This window comes from Cupriavidus sp. IK-TO18 (assembly GCF_015549295.1).
In the GTDB taxonomy this organism is placed as follows: Bacteria; Pseudomonadota; Gammaproteobacteria; order Burkholderiales; family Burkholderiaceae; genus Cupriavidus; species Cupriavidus oxalaticus_A.
In genome coordinates, this window is sequence record NZ_JADGMP010000015.1 from 146,663 (window position 1) to 165,798 (window position 19,136).

Sequence of the window (19,136 nt, forward strand, 5' to 3'; positions counted from 1 at the left end):
CAAGAGACAAACGATGACGACCACCCCCACGACCGAGTCCACCACCCGTGCCATCCGCGGCCGCGTGCTGCATTTCCTGCGCGACCCGCAGTTCCATGAGGATGCGTACCAGTATTGGGACGACGGGGTGCTGATCGTCACCGACGGCCGCATTGCCGCCGCCGGCGAGTATGCAAAGCTGGCAGACCGCATCCCGGCCGGCGCCGAGATCGTCGACCACCGTGGCAAGCTGATCGTGCCGGGCTTTATCGACACCCACGTGCACTACCCGCAGACCGACATGATCGCGTCGCCGTCGCCGGGCCTGCTGCACTGGCTCGACACCTACACCTTCCCCGAAGAGCGCCGCTTCGCCGATCCCGACTACGCCCGCGGCGTGGCCGGTTTCTTCACCGAAGAACTGCTGCGCAACGGCACCACCAGCGCGGTGGTCTGGAGCACGGTGCACAAGGCCTCGGCCGACGCGCTCTTCACCGAGAGCGAGGCGCGCAACCTGCGCCTGGTCACCGGCAAGGTGATGATGGACCGCAACTGCCCCGAATTCCTGCGCGATACGGCCGAGACTGGCGCGCAGGATTCGGCCGACCTGCTGTCGCGCTGGCATAACAAGGGCCGCCTGTCGTACGCGATCACGCCGCGCTTCGCGCCGACCTCGACCGAAGCACAGCTGGCCGCCTGCGGCGAACTGGCGCGCGCCTACCCCGACGCCTTTATCCAGACCCACGTGGCCGAGAACCGCGACGAGGTCAAATGGGTAGCCGAGCTGTTCCCGGACGCGCGCAGCTACCTGGACGTCTACGACCGCTACGGCCTGCTGCGCCCCGGCGCGATGTACGGCCACGCCATCTACCTGGACCAGGACGACCGCCGCCGGCTGGCCGACAGCGGCGCCGCGGTGGCGCACTGCCCCACCTCCAACCTGTTCCTGGGCAGCGGTTTCTATGACTTCCACCAGTCCGACGCCAACCGCCTGAACGTGACGCTGGCCACCGACGTCGGCGGCGGCACCTCGTTCTCGATGTTCCGCACCATGAACGCCGCGCACAAGGTCGCGCGCATGGGCGGCTACTACCTGACCGCGCTGCGCATGTTCTACCTGGCCACGCGCGCCGCCGCCGAGGCGCTGGGCTGGACCGGCCGCGTCGGCAGCTTCAGCGAGGGCTGCGAGGCCGACTTCGTCGTGCTCGATCCCAAGGCCACGCCGCTGATCGCCCGCCGCAGCAACCGCTCGGAGACGCTGGAAGAAGAACTGTTCGCCTTTGCCATGCTGGGCGACGACCGCGTGATCGACAGCGTCTACATCATGGGCGAGCCGGTGCGCGCCGCCGCCTGATCCGTCACATCCGGCACTCCTGTCCGGTACCCAATTCCGGCACCACGGCGCCCGCCCTTCGCGGCGGGCGCGCTTTTACCGCTTAGCGCGTCCTTCCGGATTGACGCCCGTCAAGATCCCCACCGGCAAAGCCTTCTAACCTTGCGGTTTCGCCATGGCCGGCATGCGCCGGCCTCATTGGCAGCATTGGCTGCGTTGGCCAACGCCATCCGACCGCAAAACCAGAAGGTTCCGCATGACCGCAATCCCATCCACGCCCTCAGCGCATCCCGAGCATGCCCCGCATGCCCGGCAGTCCGCCAAGCCCGGCCGGCTGCCGCTGCCGGAGCCGATCGCCCCGGACGCGCCGTTCCCGTCGCGCAAGGTCATCCGCGGCTGGCTGATCCCGCTGGGGGAGCGCAGCACGCCGCGCGCGCTGGCGCTGTTCGCCTTCGACTACCTGCTGTTCGCCGCCGTGCTGGCCGGCGTGGTGCTAGCCTCGCACTGGGCCGCCAAGCTGGGGCTGGGCGTGCTGGCCGGGCTGGTGATCGCGCGCCTGTTCATCATCGGCCACGATGCCTGCCACCAGAGCCTGACGCCGCGCCGCGGCCTGAACAAATGGCTGGGCCGGCTGACTTTCCTGCCGTCGCTGACGCCGTACAGCCTGTGGGAAGTCGGCCATAACGTGGTCCACCACGGCTATACCAACCTGAAAGGCTTCGACTTCGTCTGGGCGCCCTACTCGCTGGAAGAATTCAACGCGCTGCCGCGCTGGCGGCGCGCGCTGGAGCGCATCTACCGCACCGGCTTCGGCCCGGGCCTGTACTACCTGGTAGAGATCTGGTGGAGCAAGCTGTTCTTCCCCAGCAAGCGCCAGATGGCCACCCGCCGCCCGGTCTTCGTGCGCGATTGCCTGCTGGTGGCGGCCTTCGGCGTGGCCTGGATCGGCGCGCTGGTGGCACTGGCCTTTGCCACGGGCCAGTCGGCCTGGATGCTGGTCGGCGCCGGTTTCGTGCTGCCTTTCCTGGTGTGGAACGTGACCGTGGGCTTCGTGCTGTACGTGCACCACACCCATGCCAGCGTGGCCTGGTACGACACCAAGGCCATGTGGGCCAAAGCGCAGCCGTTTGTCTCGACCACAGTGCACCTGCGCTTCCGCCATGGTATCGGCTCCGCGCTGCATCACATCATGGAGCACACCGCGCACCACGTCGACATGAGCGTGCCGCTGTATCGCCTCAAGCGCGCGCAGGCGCTGCTGGAGCACGCGCTGCCGGGCCGCATCATCATCGAGAACTTCTCCTGGCGCTGGTATTTCGACACGGCGCGCCGCTGCAAGCTGTATGACTTCAAGGCGCTGTGCTGGACCGATTTCCGCGGCCGCCAGACCAGCGAGAACGCGCCGGTGCCGGCCTGATCGCCATACCGACCGCGGCGGCGGTGGACGATCCACCGCCGCCGCGGTTATAATTGCCGCTTCCATTGGGGAGTAGCCGCCCTGCTCTCACCGCGCCGCGCAATGCGGATTCCGGGGGACAGGGGCGTACGTCAACAGACTTGACCGCTTGCGGTTATGGCGTGCGCAGCTCCGGACCCCGCCTGGCCAGACTGGCCCAGGCAGCGTCCACGCCTGGCGAGACCGATGACCATACCTTTCTGGCCGGGCCGGGAAAGGTGTGCGTCATTGGCATCTCGCGATGCATTGCGGCCTGGTTATCCCACATAACAACATGGAAGCCTTCCTCGTCTCCACAGGCATCGTCGCCCTTGCTGAAATGGGCGACAAGACGCAACTGCTGTCGCTGGTCCTGGCCGCGCGCTATCGCAAGCCCCTCCCCATCATCCTTGGCATCCTGATTGCCACGCTCGTCAACCACGGCTTTGCCGGCGCGCTTGGCGGATGGATCACGCATGTGGTCGGAGAAAACCTGCTGCGCTGGATCCTGGGCCTGGGCTTTATCGCGATGGGCGCATGGATGCTGATTCCCGACAAGCTCGACGATGCCGAGCAGGCCAAGCCGGTGAAGGGCGCGCTTGGCATCCTGGCTACCACCATCGTTGCGTTCTTCTTCGCCGAGATGGGTGACAAGACGCAGATCGCCACCGTTGCCCTGGCGGCGCGCTTCAGCGATGCGGTGGTGGCCGTGGTCGCCGGCACGACCTTCGGCATGATGATCGCCAATGCGCCTGCTGTTCTGCTGGGGGACAAGTTTGCCAACAAGATGCCGATTGGGCTGGTGCATAAGATTGCGGCCGCGATCTTCGTGGTGCTGGGCGTGCTGGCGCTGATGAATATTGGAGGTTGATTTCGGGGGTGGGTCGCTGTTGGTGACAGCAACGCATCAACAGCCGATAGCATGTCGCCAACTGCACCAGCAGTGCACACCCCCAACCCTATGATCACATCGCGGCGAAAGCAAAAAAAACGGGACACAAAGGCCCCGTTCAAACCCTCGCCGGTCCGGTACTAACGACTGCCGACAACTCAGCCCTCCAGACCGTCGATCACCGATGCTCGGATTTCGCGGGCCGGCTCGGCAAGAGCCAGCCCCAATGCTTTTCAACTCAAACCACGATCAATTCGTAGTCTTCGCCCCGCCTTCGAACCACTGCCCCAGCAGCGCACGTTCGTCGTCGGTAATCTGCGTCACGTTGCCCAGCGGCATCGCCTTCTGCTGCACGGCCTGCTGGTAGATCAGCTGGGCGTGGGCCTTGATGTCTTCTGGCGTCTCCAGCTTGATCCCCTTGGCCGCCGTCGGCATCATCTTCGGCTGCTCGGCGTGGCATTGCACGCAGCGTGCGTTCATCACTTCCTGCACCTTGGCAAAGCTGACGGTCGCTGCGGCTGCCTCGCCACCCTTGGCCACGGCGGGGCGCGGCTGCGGCGCGATCATCACGGCCACAACGCCCAGCGCGGCAACGCCGGCAGCAGGCCACAGCACGTTGATCTTGCCCTTGTGCTTCAAGATGAAGAACTGGCGGATCAGCACGCCCGACAGCATGATCAGGATCAGCACCACCCAGTTGTACTTGTGGGCGTAGGTCATGCTGTAGTGGTTTGACAGCATCGCGAACAGCACCGGCAGCGTGAAGTAGGTGTTGTGCACGCTGCGCTGCTTGCCACGCTTGCCGTGGATCGGGTCCACCGGCTGGCCGGCCTTCAGTGCTGCCACCACCTTGCGCTGGCCCGGGATGATCCATGCCAGCACGTTCGCGCTCATGATCGTCGCGATCATCGCGCCGGTCAGCAGGAACGCCGCGCGGCCCGAGAAGACGTGGCATGCGACGTAAGCGGCCGCCGCGATGTAGATCGCCACCAGGATGCCGACCAGTCGGTCATTCTTGTTGAACAGGCGGCAGATGCTGTCATAGACGATCCAGCCGATCAGCAGGTACGACACCGCGAAGCCGACCGCCGCGCCAGGCGACATGTCGAACACATTCTTGTCGATCAGGAACGTGCTGGCGTTGAACAGGTACAGCACCACCAGCAGCGCGAAGCCGCTCATCCAGGTCGAGTACGACTCCCAGTAGAACCAGTGCAGGTTCTCCGGCAGCTGCTTGGGCGCGGTCAGGTACTTCTGCGGGTTGTAGAAGCCGCCGCCGTGCACGGCCCACAGTTCGCCGTCGACGCCTTTTTCTTTCAGGTCGGGCGCGGTGGGCTTGGTCAGGCTGTTGTCCAGCCACACGAAATAGAACGAAGAGCCGATCCATGCAATGGCGGTGATGACGTGCACCCACCGCAGCAGCATATTGGCCCAGTCGAGGATATAGCCTTCCATGTCTTGTCTCCTGTTTCCCTATGCCACCGCGTCAGCTGCCGCGGTAGGTCGAGTACGACCAGGGCGAAACCAGGAGCGGCACGTGGTAGTGCGCGTTGACGTCGGCAATGCCGAAGCGCAGGGGCACCACGTCCAGGAAAGCCGGCTCGGGCAGCTTCGTGCCCTGTGCGCGGAAATAGTCGCCCGCGGCGAATTCCAGTTCGTACACGCCGGCGGCAAGGTCGGCGCCTTCCAGCAGCGGCTGGTCGCAGCGGCCGTCGTGGTTGGTGACCACGGTCTTCAGGGTTTCGCGGCGATTGTCGACAATTTTATGGAGAGTAATCGACATCCCTTGTCCGGGCGTGCCGGCAGCGGTGTCAAGAACATGGGTGGTCAAGCGTCCCATCGTATTTGTCCTTTTGCGATTGGGTTGTGAGGGGCGCCGCTGCCTTCACTAGCACCATTTGTGGGATGGTGCCCGCTCGGTACGTCTGGTAACGCATCCCGGCGCTGGGTTGGTGCGTGGCGACAATGCGCCTGCCCGACCCGGTTGACAACTCCGGGATTACCCTGAGTTGTCGAAAACCTGAGTTGGTTTTGTTGACAATATTGCCGTCCCAACCAAATAATTGTCAACAATTTTCGGATCACCGGACCCTGATACAGGGCATTACGGGGGTCCGGACCGACCTGATTGCATGACCGCTGGTGCCAAGATGTCCAAGAGCCTGAAGCTGATTGCCGGTGTCACCGGCGTTTCCGATGCCGACCCAGCCGGGTCCCTGCCCACCAGGCCGGACAAGCCCGCGCGCAAGGGCTCGGTCGAAGAGCGCATGTACCACGAGATCTACGACGCGATCATGGAGCACCGGCTGCCGCCGCGCACCAAGCTCACCGAGCATTCGCTTTGCGAGATCTATGCCACCGCGCGCCACACCGTGCGCAAGGTGCTGTCGCACCTGGCCGCCGACGGCATGGTCGACCTCGAGCCCAACCGCGGCGCCTTTATCGCCAGCCCCTCCACCGACGAAGCGCACGACATGTTCGAGCTGCGCCAGATGCTGGAGCGCGCGGTGCTGGAAAAGCTCGCCGGCATGCCCGACGTGAAGGCCGTGATCGCGCCGCTGCGCAAGATGGTCGCCAGCGAGCGCCAGGCCTTCCTGACGCACGACCGCCCCAAATGGATCCGCCTGTCCGCCGAATTCCACACGGCGCTGGCGGAGCTGTCGGGCAACGCCCTGCTGGTCAATATGATGCGCCGGCTGGTGTCGCGCACCACGCTGATGATCGCCAGCGTGGAAGCCCCGGGCAACAACGCCTGCTCGTTCGACGAACACGAGGAAATCCTCGATGCACTGGAACAGGGCGATGCCGCGCTGGCCCAGTCGCGCATGGCGCACCACCTCGGCGCCTGCGCCGACCGCGTGCAGCCGGACGAGCCGGGCAGCTTCGATCTTCGCAGCGTGCTAGGCCGCTCCACCTAGCACGGTGTTCCCGCCACGCCCCCGCAAGAAGCAGGCCGAACGCCCGCCGTCCGCACCGCGCCCAGGCAGTGCAAACGAGAGCGCAGCAGCGGCAGGCCGACAACAACGATAGCAAGGCCGGCAACACGCATTGCCGGCACAGAACTGGCACGGGCGTGGCGTTCCCGTCAAACCAAAGGAGAGGAGACGCACCAATGAATTCCGCAAGCACCACGGTCCCGACGGACCTCACCAACGAGCGTTTGCCTTCAGGGCGCCTGCTCGCGCTTGGTTTGCAGCACGTTCTGGTGATGTACGCCGGCACGGTTGCCGTACCGCTGATCGTCGGCGGCGCGCTCAAGCTGCCCAAGGACCAGCTGGCCTTCCTGATCAACGCGGACCTCTTCGCCGCGGGCCTGGCCACGCTGATCCAGGCCATCGGCTTCTGGAAATTCGGCATCCGCCTGCCGGTGATGATGGGCGTGACCTTTGCCTCGGTGGCGCCGATGATCGCCATCGGCACCGATCCCAACGTCGGCCTGCTCGGCATCTACGGCGCGGTGATCGCCTCCGGGATCTTCGGCATCCTGATTTCGCCGATGATGGGGCGCATGCTCGGATTATTCCCGCCGGTGGTGACCGGCACGGTGATCACGCTGATCGGCGTGTCGCTGATGCGCGTCGGCATCAACTGGGCGGCCGGCGGCCAGCCCACCACGCGCGCGGTGATCGACGGCGTGGCCAAGGAAGTGCCCAACCTCGCCTACGGCGACCTGACCAACCTCGGCATCGCCGGGCTGACGCTGGTGACCATCCTGCTGCTGACCAAGTACGGCCGCGGCCTGGTCGCCAACTGCGCGGTGCTGCTGGGCATCATCATCGGCACGCTGGTGGCGATGGGCATGGGCAAGGTGTCGTTCGAAGGCCTGGATGAAGCCAGCTTTGTCGCCGTCATCACGCCGCTGCACTTCGGCATCCCGACCTTCGAGGTGACCGCGATCCTGTCGATGTGCATCGTCATGCTGATCACGCTGGTGGAATCGACCGGCATGTTCCTGGCGCTGTCGGACATCACCGGCAAGAAGCTGAGCAACGACGACCTGACCCGCGGCCTGCGCGCCGATGGCCTGGGCACCGTGATCGGCGGCATCTTCAACACCTTCCCGTACACCTCGTTCTCGCAGAACGTGGGCCTGGTCACCGTGACCGGCGTGCGCTCGCGCTACGTGGCGGCTGCCGGCGGCATCATCCTGATCGCCTTCGGCCTGTTTCCCAAGATGGCCCACGTGGTGGCCTCGGTGCCGCAGTTCGTGCTGGGCGGCGCCGGCATCGTGATGTTCGGCATGGTCGCCGCCACCGGCATCCGCATCCTGGGCTCGTGCGATTTCAACCGCAACCGCCACAACCTGTTCATCGTCGCCATCTCGATCGGCTTCGGCATGATCCCGACGCTGGCACCGACGTTCTTCCAGTACCTGCCCAAGTGGACCGGCCCCTTCACCCATAGCGGCATCGTGCTCGGCACGATCGTGGCCGTGGCGCTGAACCTGTTCTACAACGGCATCCAGTCGCGCGAGGAAGCGATGCGCAACGCCGCCGCCAATTCGCACGGCACCGAGTAGCGGTTATATCGAAGTACGCCACCGGGCCAGTGACTGGCACGCTCATTGCACAGTCGACGGCGCTTGCGGGCGCCGCGGCCCGGACGGTTCCCCTGAAGCAAGCAACGACCATGACAACAGAGAACTATCCACGCGATCTCATCGGTTACGGCGCCCGGCCGCCGCACGCCCGCTGGCCGGGCGGCGCGCGCATCGCCGTGCAGTTCGTGCTCAACTACGAAGAAGGCGGCGAGAACTGCGTGCTGCACGGCGACGCCGCCTCCGAGCAGTTCCTCTCCGAGATCGTCGGCGCCGCGGCCTACCCCGACCGCCACATGAGCATGGAGGGCATCTATGAATACGGCTCGCGCGCGGGCGTCTGGCGCATCCTGCGCGAGTTCGAGAAGCGGGGCCTGCCGCTGACCATCTTCGGCGTGTCGATGGCGCTGCAGCGCCATGCCGAACTGACGCGCGCCTTCGTCGAGCTGGGCCACGAGATCGCCTGCCACGGCTGGCGCTGGATCCACTACCAGAACATCGACGAGGCCACCGAGCGCGAGCACATGCGCATCGGCATGCAGATCATCAAGGAGCTGACCGGCGAGCTACCGCTGGGCTGGTACACCGGCCGCGACAGCCCCAACACGCGCCGGCTTGTAGTCGAGCACGGCGGCTTGCTGTACGACTCCGACTACTACGGCGACGACCTGCCCTTCTGGACCGAGGTGGAAGTCACCGGCGGCGAGAGGAAGCCGCACCTGGTGGTGCCGTACACGCTGGACTCGAACGACATGCGCTTTGCCACGCCGCAGGGCTTCAACACCGGCGAGCAGTTCTTCCAGTACCTGAAGGATTCGTTCGACGTCCTCTACGAGGAAGGCGATCCCGCAGGACAGGACAGCCCCAAGATGCTGTCGATCGGCATGCACTGCCGGCTGCTCGGCCGCCCCGGCCGCTTCCGCGCGCTGCAGCGCTTCCTCGACTATATGCAGGGCCATGACAAGGTGTGGATCTGCCGCCGTGTCGACATCGCCCGCCACTGGGCCGAGACCCACCCCTACACGCCCGCCAAGTAACCCGGATCCAGCATGAGCCACACCTACACCCTCGCCCAACTCAACACCATGCCTGTCGCGGAATTCGTGCAGGTGCTGGGCGGCATCTATGAACATTCGCCGTGGTTCGCCGAGGCCGCCGCCGCGCAACGCCCCTTTGCCGATGCCGCCGCGCTGGCGCAGGCGCTGCGCAGCGCCGTGGATGAAGCCGGCGAGGCCGCGCAGCTGAAGCTGGTGCGCGCCCACCCCGAGCTTGCCGGCAAGGCCGCGGTGCGCGGCGAGCTGACTGCCGAGTCCACGCGCGAGCAAAGCGGCGCCGGCCTGAACCTGTGCACGCCGGAAGAGTTCGATCGCCTGCAGGCGCTCAACGCCGCATACAACCAGAAGTTCGGCTTTCCGTTCATCCTCGCCGTGCGTGGCTACGACCGCCACGGGATCATCGCGGAGTTCGCGCGCCGCGTAGAAAACTCGCCGAAAGACGAGTTGCAAACTTGCATCAACCAGATCCATCGCATTGCGCAGTTCCGTCTTGACGACTTAGTATCCGCCTGAGAAAAAAAGCGTCACCTGTATAACAAAAAACGCTGTACCCGATGCCGCCGGTCCCCAAGCAACACCACACCACACCGAGCCAAAGCCAGGCGGCACGAATAAAAGCACAAAGACATTAAAAGAACCCGACAGGGACCCAGTACACAACGTTCCAAGCAGGATCCAGAAACCACGGAGGTCTAAACATGCAGAAGCAGTACAAGCCGGCAATGAAGCTGGCAGCGGTAGCGGCTACCCTTCTTTCCGGCACGGCCATGGCCCAGTCCAGCGTGACGCTGTACGGCCAGGCCGACATGTTCGTCGGTGCGGTCAAGAGCCCGGGTGTGGGCGAGCGCGCATGGGTCGCCAATTCGGGCGGGATGCAGACGTCTTACTGGGGTATCAAGGGCACCGAGGACCTGGGTGGCGGCACCAAGGCCATCTTCGACCTGAACGGCTTCTTCCGTACCGACAGCGGCAACAGCGGGCGCTTCAACGGCGACTCGATGTTCAGCCGCAACGCCTTTGTCGGCCTGCAGAACGACAAGGCCGGCACCATCAAGCTGGGCCGCAACACCACGCCATACTTCGTGTCGACCATCCTGTTCAACCCGCTGATCGACTCGTACGTGTTCTCGCCGACGATCTTCCACACCTACTTCGGCGCGACCAGCGGCGCGGTGGTGGATCCGGGCGTCATCGGCGACTCGGGCTGGAACAACTCAGTGCTGTACTCAACGCCGAATTTCGGCGGCCTGACCGCCAACTTCATCTATGCCTTCGGCGAGCAAGCCGGCGCCGCCGGCAAGAACAAGTGGGGCGGCAACCTGATGTACTTCAGCGGCCCGTTCGCGGCCACCGTTGCCTACCAGCAGGTGCGCTTCGACAACGTGCCGACCGACCTGTCCAATGCCGGCCTGTCGCGCCAGGACGCCGCCCAGATCGGCCTGTCCTACGACTTCAACGTGGTCAAGCTGTTCGCGCAGGGCCAGTACATCAAGACCCGCGCCACCACCGCGCCGTCGGGCGACACCAAGCACATCGACGGCCAGTTTGGTGCCTCCGTACCCATCGGCGCCGGCAGCCTGCTGGCCTCCTACGCATACGGCAAGGTCGACAACTCGCTGGGCGACTTCAAGCGCAACACCTTCGCGGTCGCCTACGACTACAACCTGTCCAAGCGTACCGACGTGTACGCCGCCTATTACTACGACAAGATCACCGGCATCGAGCACGGCGATACCTTCGGCGTGGGCGTGCGCCACAAGTTCTGATGGCGTAATCGCCGCACCGGCAGTCCTGATGCCCGCCCTTCCGGCGGGCTTTTTATTGCACCTGCACCAATCACTTCCGGCAGGAAAGCCTCACGGAATGCTGCGCTGCGCCATTAGATGCCAAGCCTGTACTCGGATCGGAAACCTTCGCTCCATAGGGGGATTCAATTGGAAGCGCCCTCTTGCGCTACCTAGATTGGTGTTCCAGGCCTCAAAACTCGATCCTAGAGAGGTGACTCATGCGGCGAAATGCGAAGACGCGATCCGAACTGATGGCCATCCTGAACCAGTGCCTCGACAACAACCCCGAGTGCGGCGAATGCGAGCTGCACGCGGTGCGAATGCACCAGCCTGACCATACCGGATGCAACTGGAGCGCCGAGGTCGATTTTCGACAGGAATACGTCGAAAACCTCGACAGCCAGCTGGCCGCGGCCAAGTCCATCATCGTGGTCATGCGCGAGCATTACAACGTGCTGCAGTAGCCACCGCACCGAATGCCTTGCCGCACGTGTCGTGCGGCAAGGCAGCATAAACAAAAAGCCGGGTCAGATGGCCCGGCTTTTTCATCCTGGCGCAACGCCAGCAGCTACCTTCTCAGCGCATCAGCGGATAGCATTGCACTCCGCCACCGCCACCGCCGTCATGTTGACGATGCGGCGCGTGGTCGCCTGCGGGTTCAGGATGTGCACCGGCTTGGCCGCGCCCAGCAGGATCGGGCCCACGGTCACGCCCTGCCCGCCCGTGATCTTGAGCAGGTTGAACGCGATATTGGCGGCGTCCAGCGTCGGCATCACCAGCAGGTTGGCGCTGCCGGCCAGCTGGGTCGACGGCAGGAAGTGGCGGCGCACGTCTTCGTCCAGGGCGGCATCGCCTTGCATCTCGCCTTCCACTTCCAGGTGCGGTGCCGCCTTGGCCAGGATCGCGGCAGCCTCGCGCATCTTGCGCGCCGACGGGCGGGTCGAAGAACCGAACATCGAGTGCGACATCAGCGCGGCCTTGGGATGCAGCCCGAAGCGCCTGATCTCCTCGGCGGCCAGCTGCGCGATCGCGGCCAGTTCCTCGGCGGTGGGATCGTCATTGACGAAGGTGTCGGTGATGAACAGCGTATGCTTTTCAAGCATCAGCGCGTTCATCGCGGCGAACACCCTGGCACCCGGCGCCAGGCCGATCACGTCGCGCACATGCTCCAGGTGCGCCTCGAAGCGGCCGACGGTGCCGCACAGCAGCGCGTCGGCGTCGCCCATGTGCATCAGCATGGTGCCGATCAGCGTGTTGGAGCGGCGCAGCGCCACCTTGGCCATGTCCGGCGTGACGCCGTCGCGGCCGCGCAGCGCGTGGTAGGCCTCGTGGTAGGCGCGGTAGCGCGGGTCTTCTTCCGGGTTGACCAGATCGAAGTCCACGCCCGGCTTCAGGCGCAGGCCGGCCTTCTCGATGCGCATCTGGATCACGTGCGGACGGCCGATCAGGGTCGGGCGTGCCAGCCCTTCGTCGACCACGCCCTGCACCGCGCGCAGCACGCGCTCCTCCTCGCCCTCGGCATAGGCGACGCGCTTGGGCGCGGCCTTGGCGGCCGAGAACACCGGCTTCATGATCAGGCCGGTGTGGTAGACGTAGGTCGACAGCTGCTGGCGATAGGCTTCCAGATCCTGGATCGGACGCGTGGCCACGCCGGACTCTTCAGCGGCCTTGGCCACCGCCGGCGCGATCTTCTCGATCAGGCGCTGGTCGAACGGCGTCGGGATGATGTAGTCGGGGCCGAACTTCAGCTCGCGGCCACCGTAGGCGGCGGCCACGGCCTCGTTCAGCTCGGCTTCGGCCAGATCGGCGATCGCCTTCACGCAGGCCAGCTTCATCGCTTCCGTGATCTTGGTCGCGCCGCAATCGAGCGCGCCGCGGAAGATATACGGGAAGCACAGCACGTTGTTGACCTGGTTCGGATAGTCCGAACGGCCGGTCGCGATGATGCAGTCCGGGCGCGCGGCCTTGGCCACTTCCGGGCGGATTTCCGGCTCGGGGTTGGCCAGCGCCAGGATGATGGGCTTGTCGGCCATGGTCTTGACCATGTCGCCGGTCAGCACGCCGGCGGTCGAGCAGCCCAGGAAGACGTCCGCGCCCTTGACGATGTCAGCCAGCGTGCGCGCCGAGGTGTCCTGCGCGTAGCGGGCCTTGTTGGCTTCCATGTTGGCGTCGCGGCCAACGTAGATCACGCCCTTGGAGTCCACCACGGAGATGTTCTCGCGCTTCACGCCAAGGCTGACCATGGTGTCAAGGCAGGCGATCGCCGCGGCGCCGGCGCCCGACACCGCCATCTTCACGGTGCCGACGTCCTTGCCCACCACCTTCAGGCCATTGAGCAGCGCCGCCGTCGAAATGATGGCCGTGCCGTGCTGGTCATCATGGAAGACGGGGATGTTCATGCGCTCGCGCAGCTTCTGCTCGATATAGAAGCATTCCGGCGCCTTGATGTCTTCCAGGTTCACGCCGCCAAGCGTGGGTTCCAGCGCGGCGACGATCTCGACGATCTTGTCCGGGTCGCGTGCATCCAGCTCGATGTCGAACACGTCGATGCCGGCGAACTTCTTGAACAGGCAGCCCTTGCCCTCCATCACCGGCTTGCCGGCCAGCGGGCCGATGTCGCCCAGGCCCAGCACGGCGGTGCCGTTGGTCACCACGGCCACCAGGTTGGCGCGCGAGGTGTATTCGGCGGCGGTAGCGGGATCCTTGGCGATTTCCTCGCAGGCGTACGCGACGCCCGGCGAGTAGGCCAGCGACAGGTCGCGCTGGTTGGACAGCGCCTTGGTCGCCGTTACCTGGATCTTTCCCTTGGTGGGACTGCGGTGGTATTCCAGTGCAGCGAGGCGCAGTTGCGCTTCAGGACTGTTCGGGGCATGTTGCGGTGCATCACCGCTGTTCTGGCTGCTCATTGGCTCGTCCGGAAAATGGCCCGGCCGGAAGCGCCCTTCTCCCGCCATGATTCGTATCGGCCGCAATCGGGAGAAGGACCGGAAGCGAAAAAACATCTGGCAGCGAAACTGACGATCCCGACCACGAAGGCTCGGAAAAATCGAGCAGTCATTCTAGCCCACGGCTTCGTGCAAAGTGCCACCAAAGCCAGTCCGGAAGCCGTTTTTTGGTCGGAATGTTCCAGTTAAACAGCTTTTACCAATGGGTATGCAATGAACGTGCAGAAGCATGCCTCTGCACGCAATTGCACGCAGCTCGGTTTTTGCGCTATTTCTGCGGCTTTTCGACTTCCAGCGTGACCCGCCGCGGCCGCCCGCTGTCCCCCGGAAAGTCCGCGAAGGCGCTGCGGATCAGGTATGGCATCGTCGCCGGCAGGCTGCCGTTCTCGGTCTGGTTCTGCGCCGTGACCTGGTAGACCCGCTTGCCGCTGGCAGCGTCCCTGAAATAGACGCGCAGGTTAGAGAACAGCACCGGCACGTCGCGCACCACCGTCTGCGGCGGCCAGTAGCCCGGTCCCCACGGGCCCCACGGCCCCCATGGACCCCACGGGCGGTAATAGCCGGGCCCCCAGTACGGCCCCCAATAGGGCCCCCACGGGCCATACCAGGGATCGGGATAGACCGTCTCGGCCACGCGCACGATGCCGGGCGCGGCGTCGTAATCCATGCTGATGCGGTAGCGCGCCTGCTTCTCCGGCACCTGTTCGTAGCCGGCGTCGTACAGCGCCTCGGCCAGCCATTGCTCGTAGGTCTGGCGGTCCAGCTGGCCCGCCTGCTCCGGCGTGCGCTCGAAGCTGTAGGTGCGCGGCGCATCGTTCTGCCAGCCGGGCTGCCGGAAAGCGGTGACATCGGTCACCACGGTACTGGCGCAGCCCGACAGCAGCAGCGCCAGTAGCGCCAGCGCCCAGAGGCCCGGGATTCCCATGGACCAGGCATTTTTTCTTTTTTCATCGCCGACACCGCCTGAGCGCCGCCACATAGCTACCTCGCTTTCCACTCTCAAAATCGTCCTGCGTGTCGCTGAGACCACGCGGCGCCGGCGGAATTCCCGCTTGCCCGGGCGCGGCTGCTGACAATGAACCCCCACCCCCTTGGCTACAATGAGGACTTCGGCGCCATGCTTCGCCCGCACGCGCATGGCACCCTCCCCAACGGTCTTCCGAAGACAGGATCCCTCCATGCTGCGCACCGACACGCCCGTTACCGTCTATCGCAAGGACTATACCGCGCCCCCGTTCGCCATCGACCATGCCGACCTGGTGCTCGATCTCGATCCCCAGCGCACCGTCGTCACCAGCACGCTGCGTTTCGCGCGCCAGCCCGGCGGGGCCGCCGACGCGCCGCTGGTGCTGTGCGGCGACGAACTCGAACTGGTCGGCGTCAGCCTGGACGGCAAGCCGGTGGCCAACGCCACCCAGGACGCCGGCACGCTGACCATCCCGGGGCTGCCCGCGCAAGGCTCGCTCGAGATCACGACCGCGTGCCAGCCCGCGGCCAATACCACGCTGTCGGGCCTGTACGTGTCCAACGGCAACTTCTTCACCCAGTGCGAGGCCGAGGGCTTCCGCCGCATCACCTACTTCCTCGACCGCCCGGACGTGATGGCGACCTTCCGCGTCACGCTGCGCGCCCGTCGCGACGCCTACCCGGTGCTGCTGTCCAACGGCAACCTGGTCAGCAAGCAGGACCTGCCCGACGGCCGCCACGAAGCCGTGTGGGAAGACCCGTTCCGCAAGCCGTCGTACCTGTTCGCGCTGGTGGCCGGCAAGCTGGAATGCATCGAGGAGCGGATCCAGTCCGCCTCCGGCAAGGACAAGCTGCTGCAGGTCTGGGTCGAGGCGCGCGACCTGGACAAGACCCGCCACGCGATGGACTCGCTGGTGCATTCGATCCGCTGGGATGAACAGCGCTTCGGGCTGGAACTCGATCTCGACCGCTTCATGATCGTCGCCGTCGGCGACTTCAACATGGGCGCGATGGAGAACAAGGGCCTGAACATCTTCAACACCAAGTACGTGCTGGCCAATGCGGAAACCGCCACCGACACGGACTTCGCCAATATCGAGGCGGTGGTCGGCCACGAATACTTCCACAACTGGACCGGCAACCGCGTGACCTGCCGCGACTGGTTCCAGCTGTCGCTGAAGGAAGGCCTGACCGTGTTCCGCGACCAGGAATTCTCCGCCGACATGATGGGCTCGGAATCGGGCCGCGCGGTCAAGCGCATCGAGGACGTGCGCGTGCTGCGCCAGGTGCAGTTCCCCGAGGACGCCGGTCCGATGGCACACCCGGTTCGCCCCGACAGCTACGAAGAGATCAACAACTTCTACACCGTCACGGTGTACGAGAAAGGCGCCGAGGTTGTGCGCATGTACCAGACCTTGCTGGGCCGCGACGGCTTCCGCAAGGGCATGGACCTGTACTTCCAGCGCCACGACGGCCAGGCCGTCACCTGCGACGACTTCCGTGCGGCGATGGCCGATGCCAATGGCCGTGACCTGGCGCAGTTCGGCCTGTGGTACAGCCAGGCCGGCACGCCGGTGGTGACCGCGCGCACCGCGTGGAACGCCGACGACGGCAGCCTGGCGCTGACGCTGACGCAGCGCTGCCCCAAGGTCGGCATCGAGACCCGCGCCGGCACGCCCGAGAAGCAGCCCTTCCACATCCCGTTCGCGCTCGGCCTGCTCGGCGCCGACGGCAAGGACCTGCCGCTGCAGCTCGAGGGCGAAGGCGCGCCCGGCGCGACCACTCGCGTGCTCGACTTCACGCAGGCCGAGCAGACCTTCCGCTTCATCAACCTCCCGCGCGGGACCGAAGCGCCGCTGCCCTCGCTGCTGCGCAATTTCTCCGCACCGGTGATCGTCGATGCCGAGTACACCGACGCGCAGCTGACCTTCCTGCTGGCGCACGACAGCGACGCCTTCAACCGCTGGGAAGCCGGCCAGCGCCTGGCCACGCGCGCGCTGCTGCAGCTGGTCGCCGACGTGCAGGCCGGCCGCGAGCTCAGGCTCGACCCGGCGCTGGTGCAGGCCATGCGCGCGGTGCTGACCGACGACACGCTCAACCCCGCCTTCCGCGAGCAGGCGCTGGTGCTGCCCGCCGAGGCCTACCTGGCCGAGCGCATGGGCGTGGCCGATCCGGCCGCCATCCACCGCGCCCGCCAGTTCATGCGCGAAGGCCTGGCCCGCGCGCTCAAGGCCGACTGGCTGGCCGCCTACGAGGCCAACGCCACGCCCGGCCCCTACTCGCCGGATGCTGCCTCCGCCGCCAGGCGCGCGCTGCGCAACCTGGCGCTCGGCTATTTGGCCGACAGCGGCGACGCCGACATGCACGCGCTGGCCGACCAGCAGTACCAGGCCGCCGACAACATGACCGACCGCTTCGCCGCGCTGTCGGCGCTGGTCAACAGCTTCGCGCCCGGGCGCGAGCATGCCCTCACCGATTTCTACGAGCGCTTCGAGGACGACCCGCTGGTGATCGACAAATGGTTCTCGCTGCAGGGCATGCAGCGCGGCAGCGTGGGGAAACAGCCGGGCGGTCCGCACGCCGGCAAGCGCACCATCGACACCGTGCTCAGGCTGATGGAGCATCCGGCGTTCAACCTGCGCAACCCCAACCGCGCGCGCTCGCTGATTTTCAGCTTCTGCTCCGGCAACCCGGCGCAGTTCCATGCCGAGGACGGCTCGGGCTACCGCTTCTGGGCCGACCAGGTACTGGCGCTCGACGCCATCAACCCGCAGGTGGCCGCACGGCTGGCGCGGGTGATGGACCGCTGGCAGAAATACGAGCTGACGCTGCGCGACCGCATGCGCGCCGAACTGGAGCGCGTCGCCGCCAGCACCACGCTGTCGCGCGACGTCCGGGAGATCGTCGGCAAGGCGCTGGCCGCCTGAACCACGGAGTATGTCAGGGAGGCCCCGCAACGCCCCCTTTGCCCGGCCAGGGCCGGCCGGGCATGTAGAATTGCGGCCATCCAAGGAGAACCAACCATGACTCGCATCAGCCTCACCCGCTACCTGGTCGAGGAGCAGCGCAAGCACAACACGATCCAGCCCGAACTGCGGCTGCTGATCGAAGTGGTCGCGCGCGCCTGCAAGGCCATTTCCAACGCCGTCAACAAGGGCGCGCTCGCCGGCGTGCTCGGCTCGGCCGGCACCGGCAACGTGCAGGGCGAAACCCAGCAGAAGCTGGACGTGATCGCCAATGAAGTGCTGCTCGACGCCAACGAGTGGGGCGGCCACCTCGCCGCGATGGCGTCGGAGGAAATGGAATCGTTCTACGAGATTCCCAACCGCTATCCGAAGGGCGAATACCTGCTGCTGTTCGATCCGCTCGACGGCTCGTCCAACATCGACGTCAACGTGTCGATCGGCACCATCTTCTCGGTGCTGCACATGCCCAAGCCCGGCCAGACCGTGACCGAGGCCGACTTCCTGCAGCCGGGCACCCACCAGGTCGCCGCCGGCTACGCCGTGTACGGTCCGCAGACCACGCTGGTGCTGACCGTCGGCAACGGCGTGCACGTGTTCACGCTGGACCGCGAGGCCGGCAGCTTCGTGCTGACGCAGTCCAACCTGATGATTCCGGAAGACACCAAGGAATTCGCCATCAACATGTCGAACATGCGCCACTGGGCCCCGCCAGTGCGCAAGTACATCGACGAATGCCTGGCCGGCGACGAAGGCCCGCGCGGCAAGAACTTCAACATGCGCTGGATCGCCTCGATGGTCGCCGACGTGCACCGCATCCTGACCCGCGGTGGCGTGTTCATGTATCCGTGGGACAAGCGCGAGCCGGAAAAGGCCGGCAAGCTGCGCCTGATGTATGAAGCCAACCCGATGGCGATGCTGGTCGAGCAGGCTGGCGGTGCCGCCACCAACGGCCAGATCCGCCTCATGGACGTGCAGCCGGAAAAGCTGCACCAGCGCGTGTCGGTGATCCTGGGCTCGAAGAACGAAGTGGAACGCGTCACCCGCTACCATCACGAAGCCGAAGGCAAGGCCTGAGCCTCGCCACCCGGCAACAAGACGGGGCGCCAGCTGGCGCCCCGTTTTTCATCCGCCTCCCGCAAGCGGAGCAGGCGCCGCCTGGACGGTAGACGGCGGATGACACAGGCGACACAAAGGGCTTCCCAAGCCGTAAAAACACTGCTAGTATTGCGGGCTGTTCCAGT

At 65.6% G+C, this 19,136-nt stretch carries 15 protein-coding genes and 1 riboswitch; of the genes, 11 read left to right on the top strand and 4 right to left on the bottom strand.

The features are described from left to right. The first annotated feature begins 13 nt into the window (after positions 1 to 13). The 3 genes from guaD (at position 14) to IPF36_RS13285 (ending at position 3,618) form a co-directional block, all read left to right on the top strand. A complete protein-coding gene (gene guaD / locus IPF36_RS13275; protein WP_195428152.1) occupies positions 14 to 1,333 on the top strand; it encodes a guanine deaminase in 1,320 nt (439 codons plus the stop codon). Between the two features lie 235 nt (positions 1,334 to 1,568). Beyond that, entirely contained in the window at positions 1,569 to 2,729 is a 1,161-nt protein-coding gene (locus tag IPF36_RS13280) for a fatty acid desaturase (protein WP_232353231.1), read from the top strand. Between the two features lie 49 nt (positions 2,730 to 2,778). Beyond that, positions 2,779 to 2,978, top strand: a riboswitch (yybP-ykoY riboswitch). Positions 2,979 to 3,042: 64 nt separating this feature from the next. Next, positions 3,043 to 3,618, top strand: a complete 576-nt coding sequence (locus IPF36_RS13285; protein WP_133094130.1) for a TMEM165/GDT1 family protein — start codon at positions 3,043 to 3,045, stop codon at positions 3,616 to 3,618. Positions 3,619 to 3,888: 270 nt separating this feature from the next. Here IPF36_RS13285 and IPF36_RS13290 read toward each other — a convergent pair whose 3' ends face one another. Continuing rightward, positions 3,889 to 5,094 (bottom strand): urate hydroxylase PuuD, encoded by a 1,206-nt coding sequence (locus IPF36_RS13290; protein WP_135704863.1) that lies wholly within the window; start codon positions 5,092 to 5,094, stop codon positions 3,889 to 3,891. A gap of 31 nt (positions 5,095 to 5,125) precedes the next feature. After that, positions 5,126 to 5,479: a hydroxyisourate hydrolase gene (uraH, locus tag IPF36_RS13295; RefSeq protein WP_029044808.1), complete on the bottom strand. Its 354-nt coding sequence runs from the start codon at positions 5,477 to 5,479 to the stop codon at positions 5,126 to 5,128. Positions 5,480 to 5,789: 310 nt separating this feature from the next. Between uraH and IPF36_RS13300 the strand changes: the two genes are divergently transcribed. From IPF36_RS13300 to IPF36_RS13325, 6 genes are all read left to right on the top strand, one after another. Then, positions 5,790 to 6,557, top strand: a complete 768-nt coding sequence (locus IPF36_RS13300) for a GntR family transcriptional regulator (protein ID WP_133094127.1) — start codon at positions 5,790 to 5,792, stop codon at positions 6,555 to 6,557. Positions 6,558 to 6,751: 194 nt separating this feature from the next. Then, positions 6,752 to 8,158: a nucleobase:cation symporter-2 family protein gene (locus IPF36_RS13305; protein ID WP_133094126.1), complete on the top strand. Its 1,407-nt coding sequence runs from the start codon at positions 6,752 to 6,754 to the stop codon at positions 8,156 to 8,158. A 110-nt stretch (positions 8,159 to 8,268) separates the two neighbouring features. After that, positions 8,269 to 9,213, top strand: coding sequence for an allantoinase PuuE (gene puuE, locus IPF36_RS13310; RefSeq protein WP_195428154.1), 945 nt, complete (start codon positions 8,269 to 8,271; stop codon positions 9,211 to 9,213). Between the two features lie 12 nt (positions 9,214 to 9,225). Beyond that, positions 9,226 to 9,744, top strand: coding sequence for a 2-oxo-4-hydroxy-4-carboxy-5-ureidoimidazoline decarboxylase (gene uraD, locus IPF36_RS13315; protein ID WP_135704861.1), 519 nt, complete (start codon positions 9,226 to 9,228; stop codon positions 9,742 to 9,744). A 185-nt stretch (positions 9,745 to 9,929) separates the two neighbouring features. Next, positions 9,930 to 10,997, top strand: a complete 1,068-nt coding sequence (locus tag IPF36_RS13320) for a porin (RefSeq protein ID WP_133094123.1) — start codon at positions 9,930 to 9,932, stop codon at positions 10,995 to 10,997. 239 nt (positions 10,998 to 11,236) lie between these two features. Continuing rightward, positions 11,237 to 11,482, top strand: a complete 246-nt coding sequence (locus tag IPF36_RS13325) for a hypothetical protein (protein ID WP_135704860.1) — start codon at positions 11,237 to 11,239, stop codon at positions 11,480 to 11,482. Between the two features lie 120 nt (positions 11,483 to 11,602). On the opposite strand, the gene IPF36_RS13330 is transcribed toward IPF36_RS13325, so the two are convergent. Then, positions 11,603 to 13,924, bottom strand: coding sequence for an NADP-dependent malic enzyme (locus IPF36_RS13330; protein ID WP_133094121.1), 2,322 nt, complete (start codon positions 13,922 to 13,924; stop codon positions 11,603 to 11,605). A gap of 307 nt (positions 13,925 to 14,231) precedes the next feature. Beyond that, a complete protein-coding gene (locus IPF36_RS13335) occupies positions 14,232 to 14,888 on the bottom strand; it encodes a DUF4136 domain-containing protein (RefSeq protein WP_255519756.1) in 657 nt (218 codons plus the stop codon). Positions 14,889 to 15,141: 253 nt separating this feature from the next. On the opposite strand from IPF36_RS13335, the gene pepN reads away from it, so the two are divergent. Continuing rightward, entirely contained in the window at positions 15,142 to 17,856 is a 2,715-nt protein-coding gene (gene pepN / locus IPF36_RS13340) for an aminopeptidase N (RefSeq protein WP_135704859.1), read from the top strand. Between the two features lie 96 nt (positions 17,857 to 17,952). Beyond that, positions 17,953 to 18,969 (top strand): class 1 fructose-bisphosphatase, encoded by a 1,017-nt coding sequence (locus tag IPF36_RS13345; RefSeq protein ID WP_133094119.1) that lies wholly within the window; start codon positions 17,953 to 17,955, stop codon positions 18,967 to 18,969. Positions 18,970 to 19,136 lie beyond the last annotated feature (167 nt).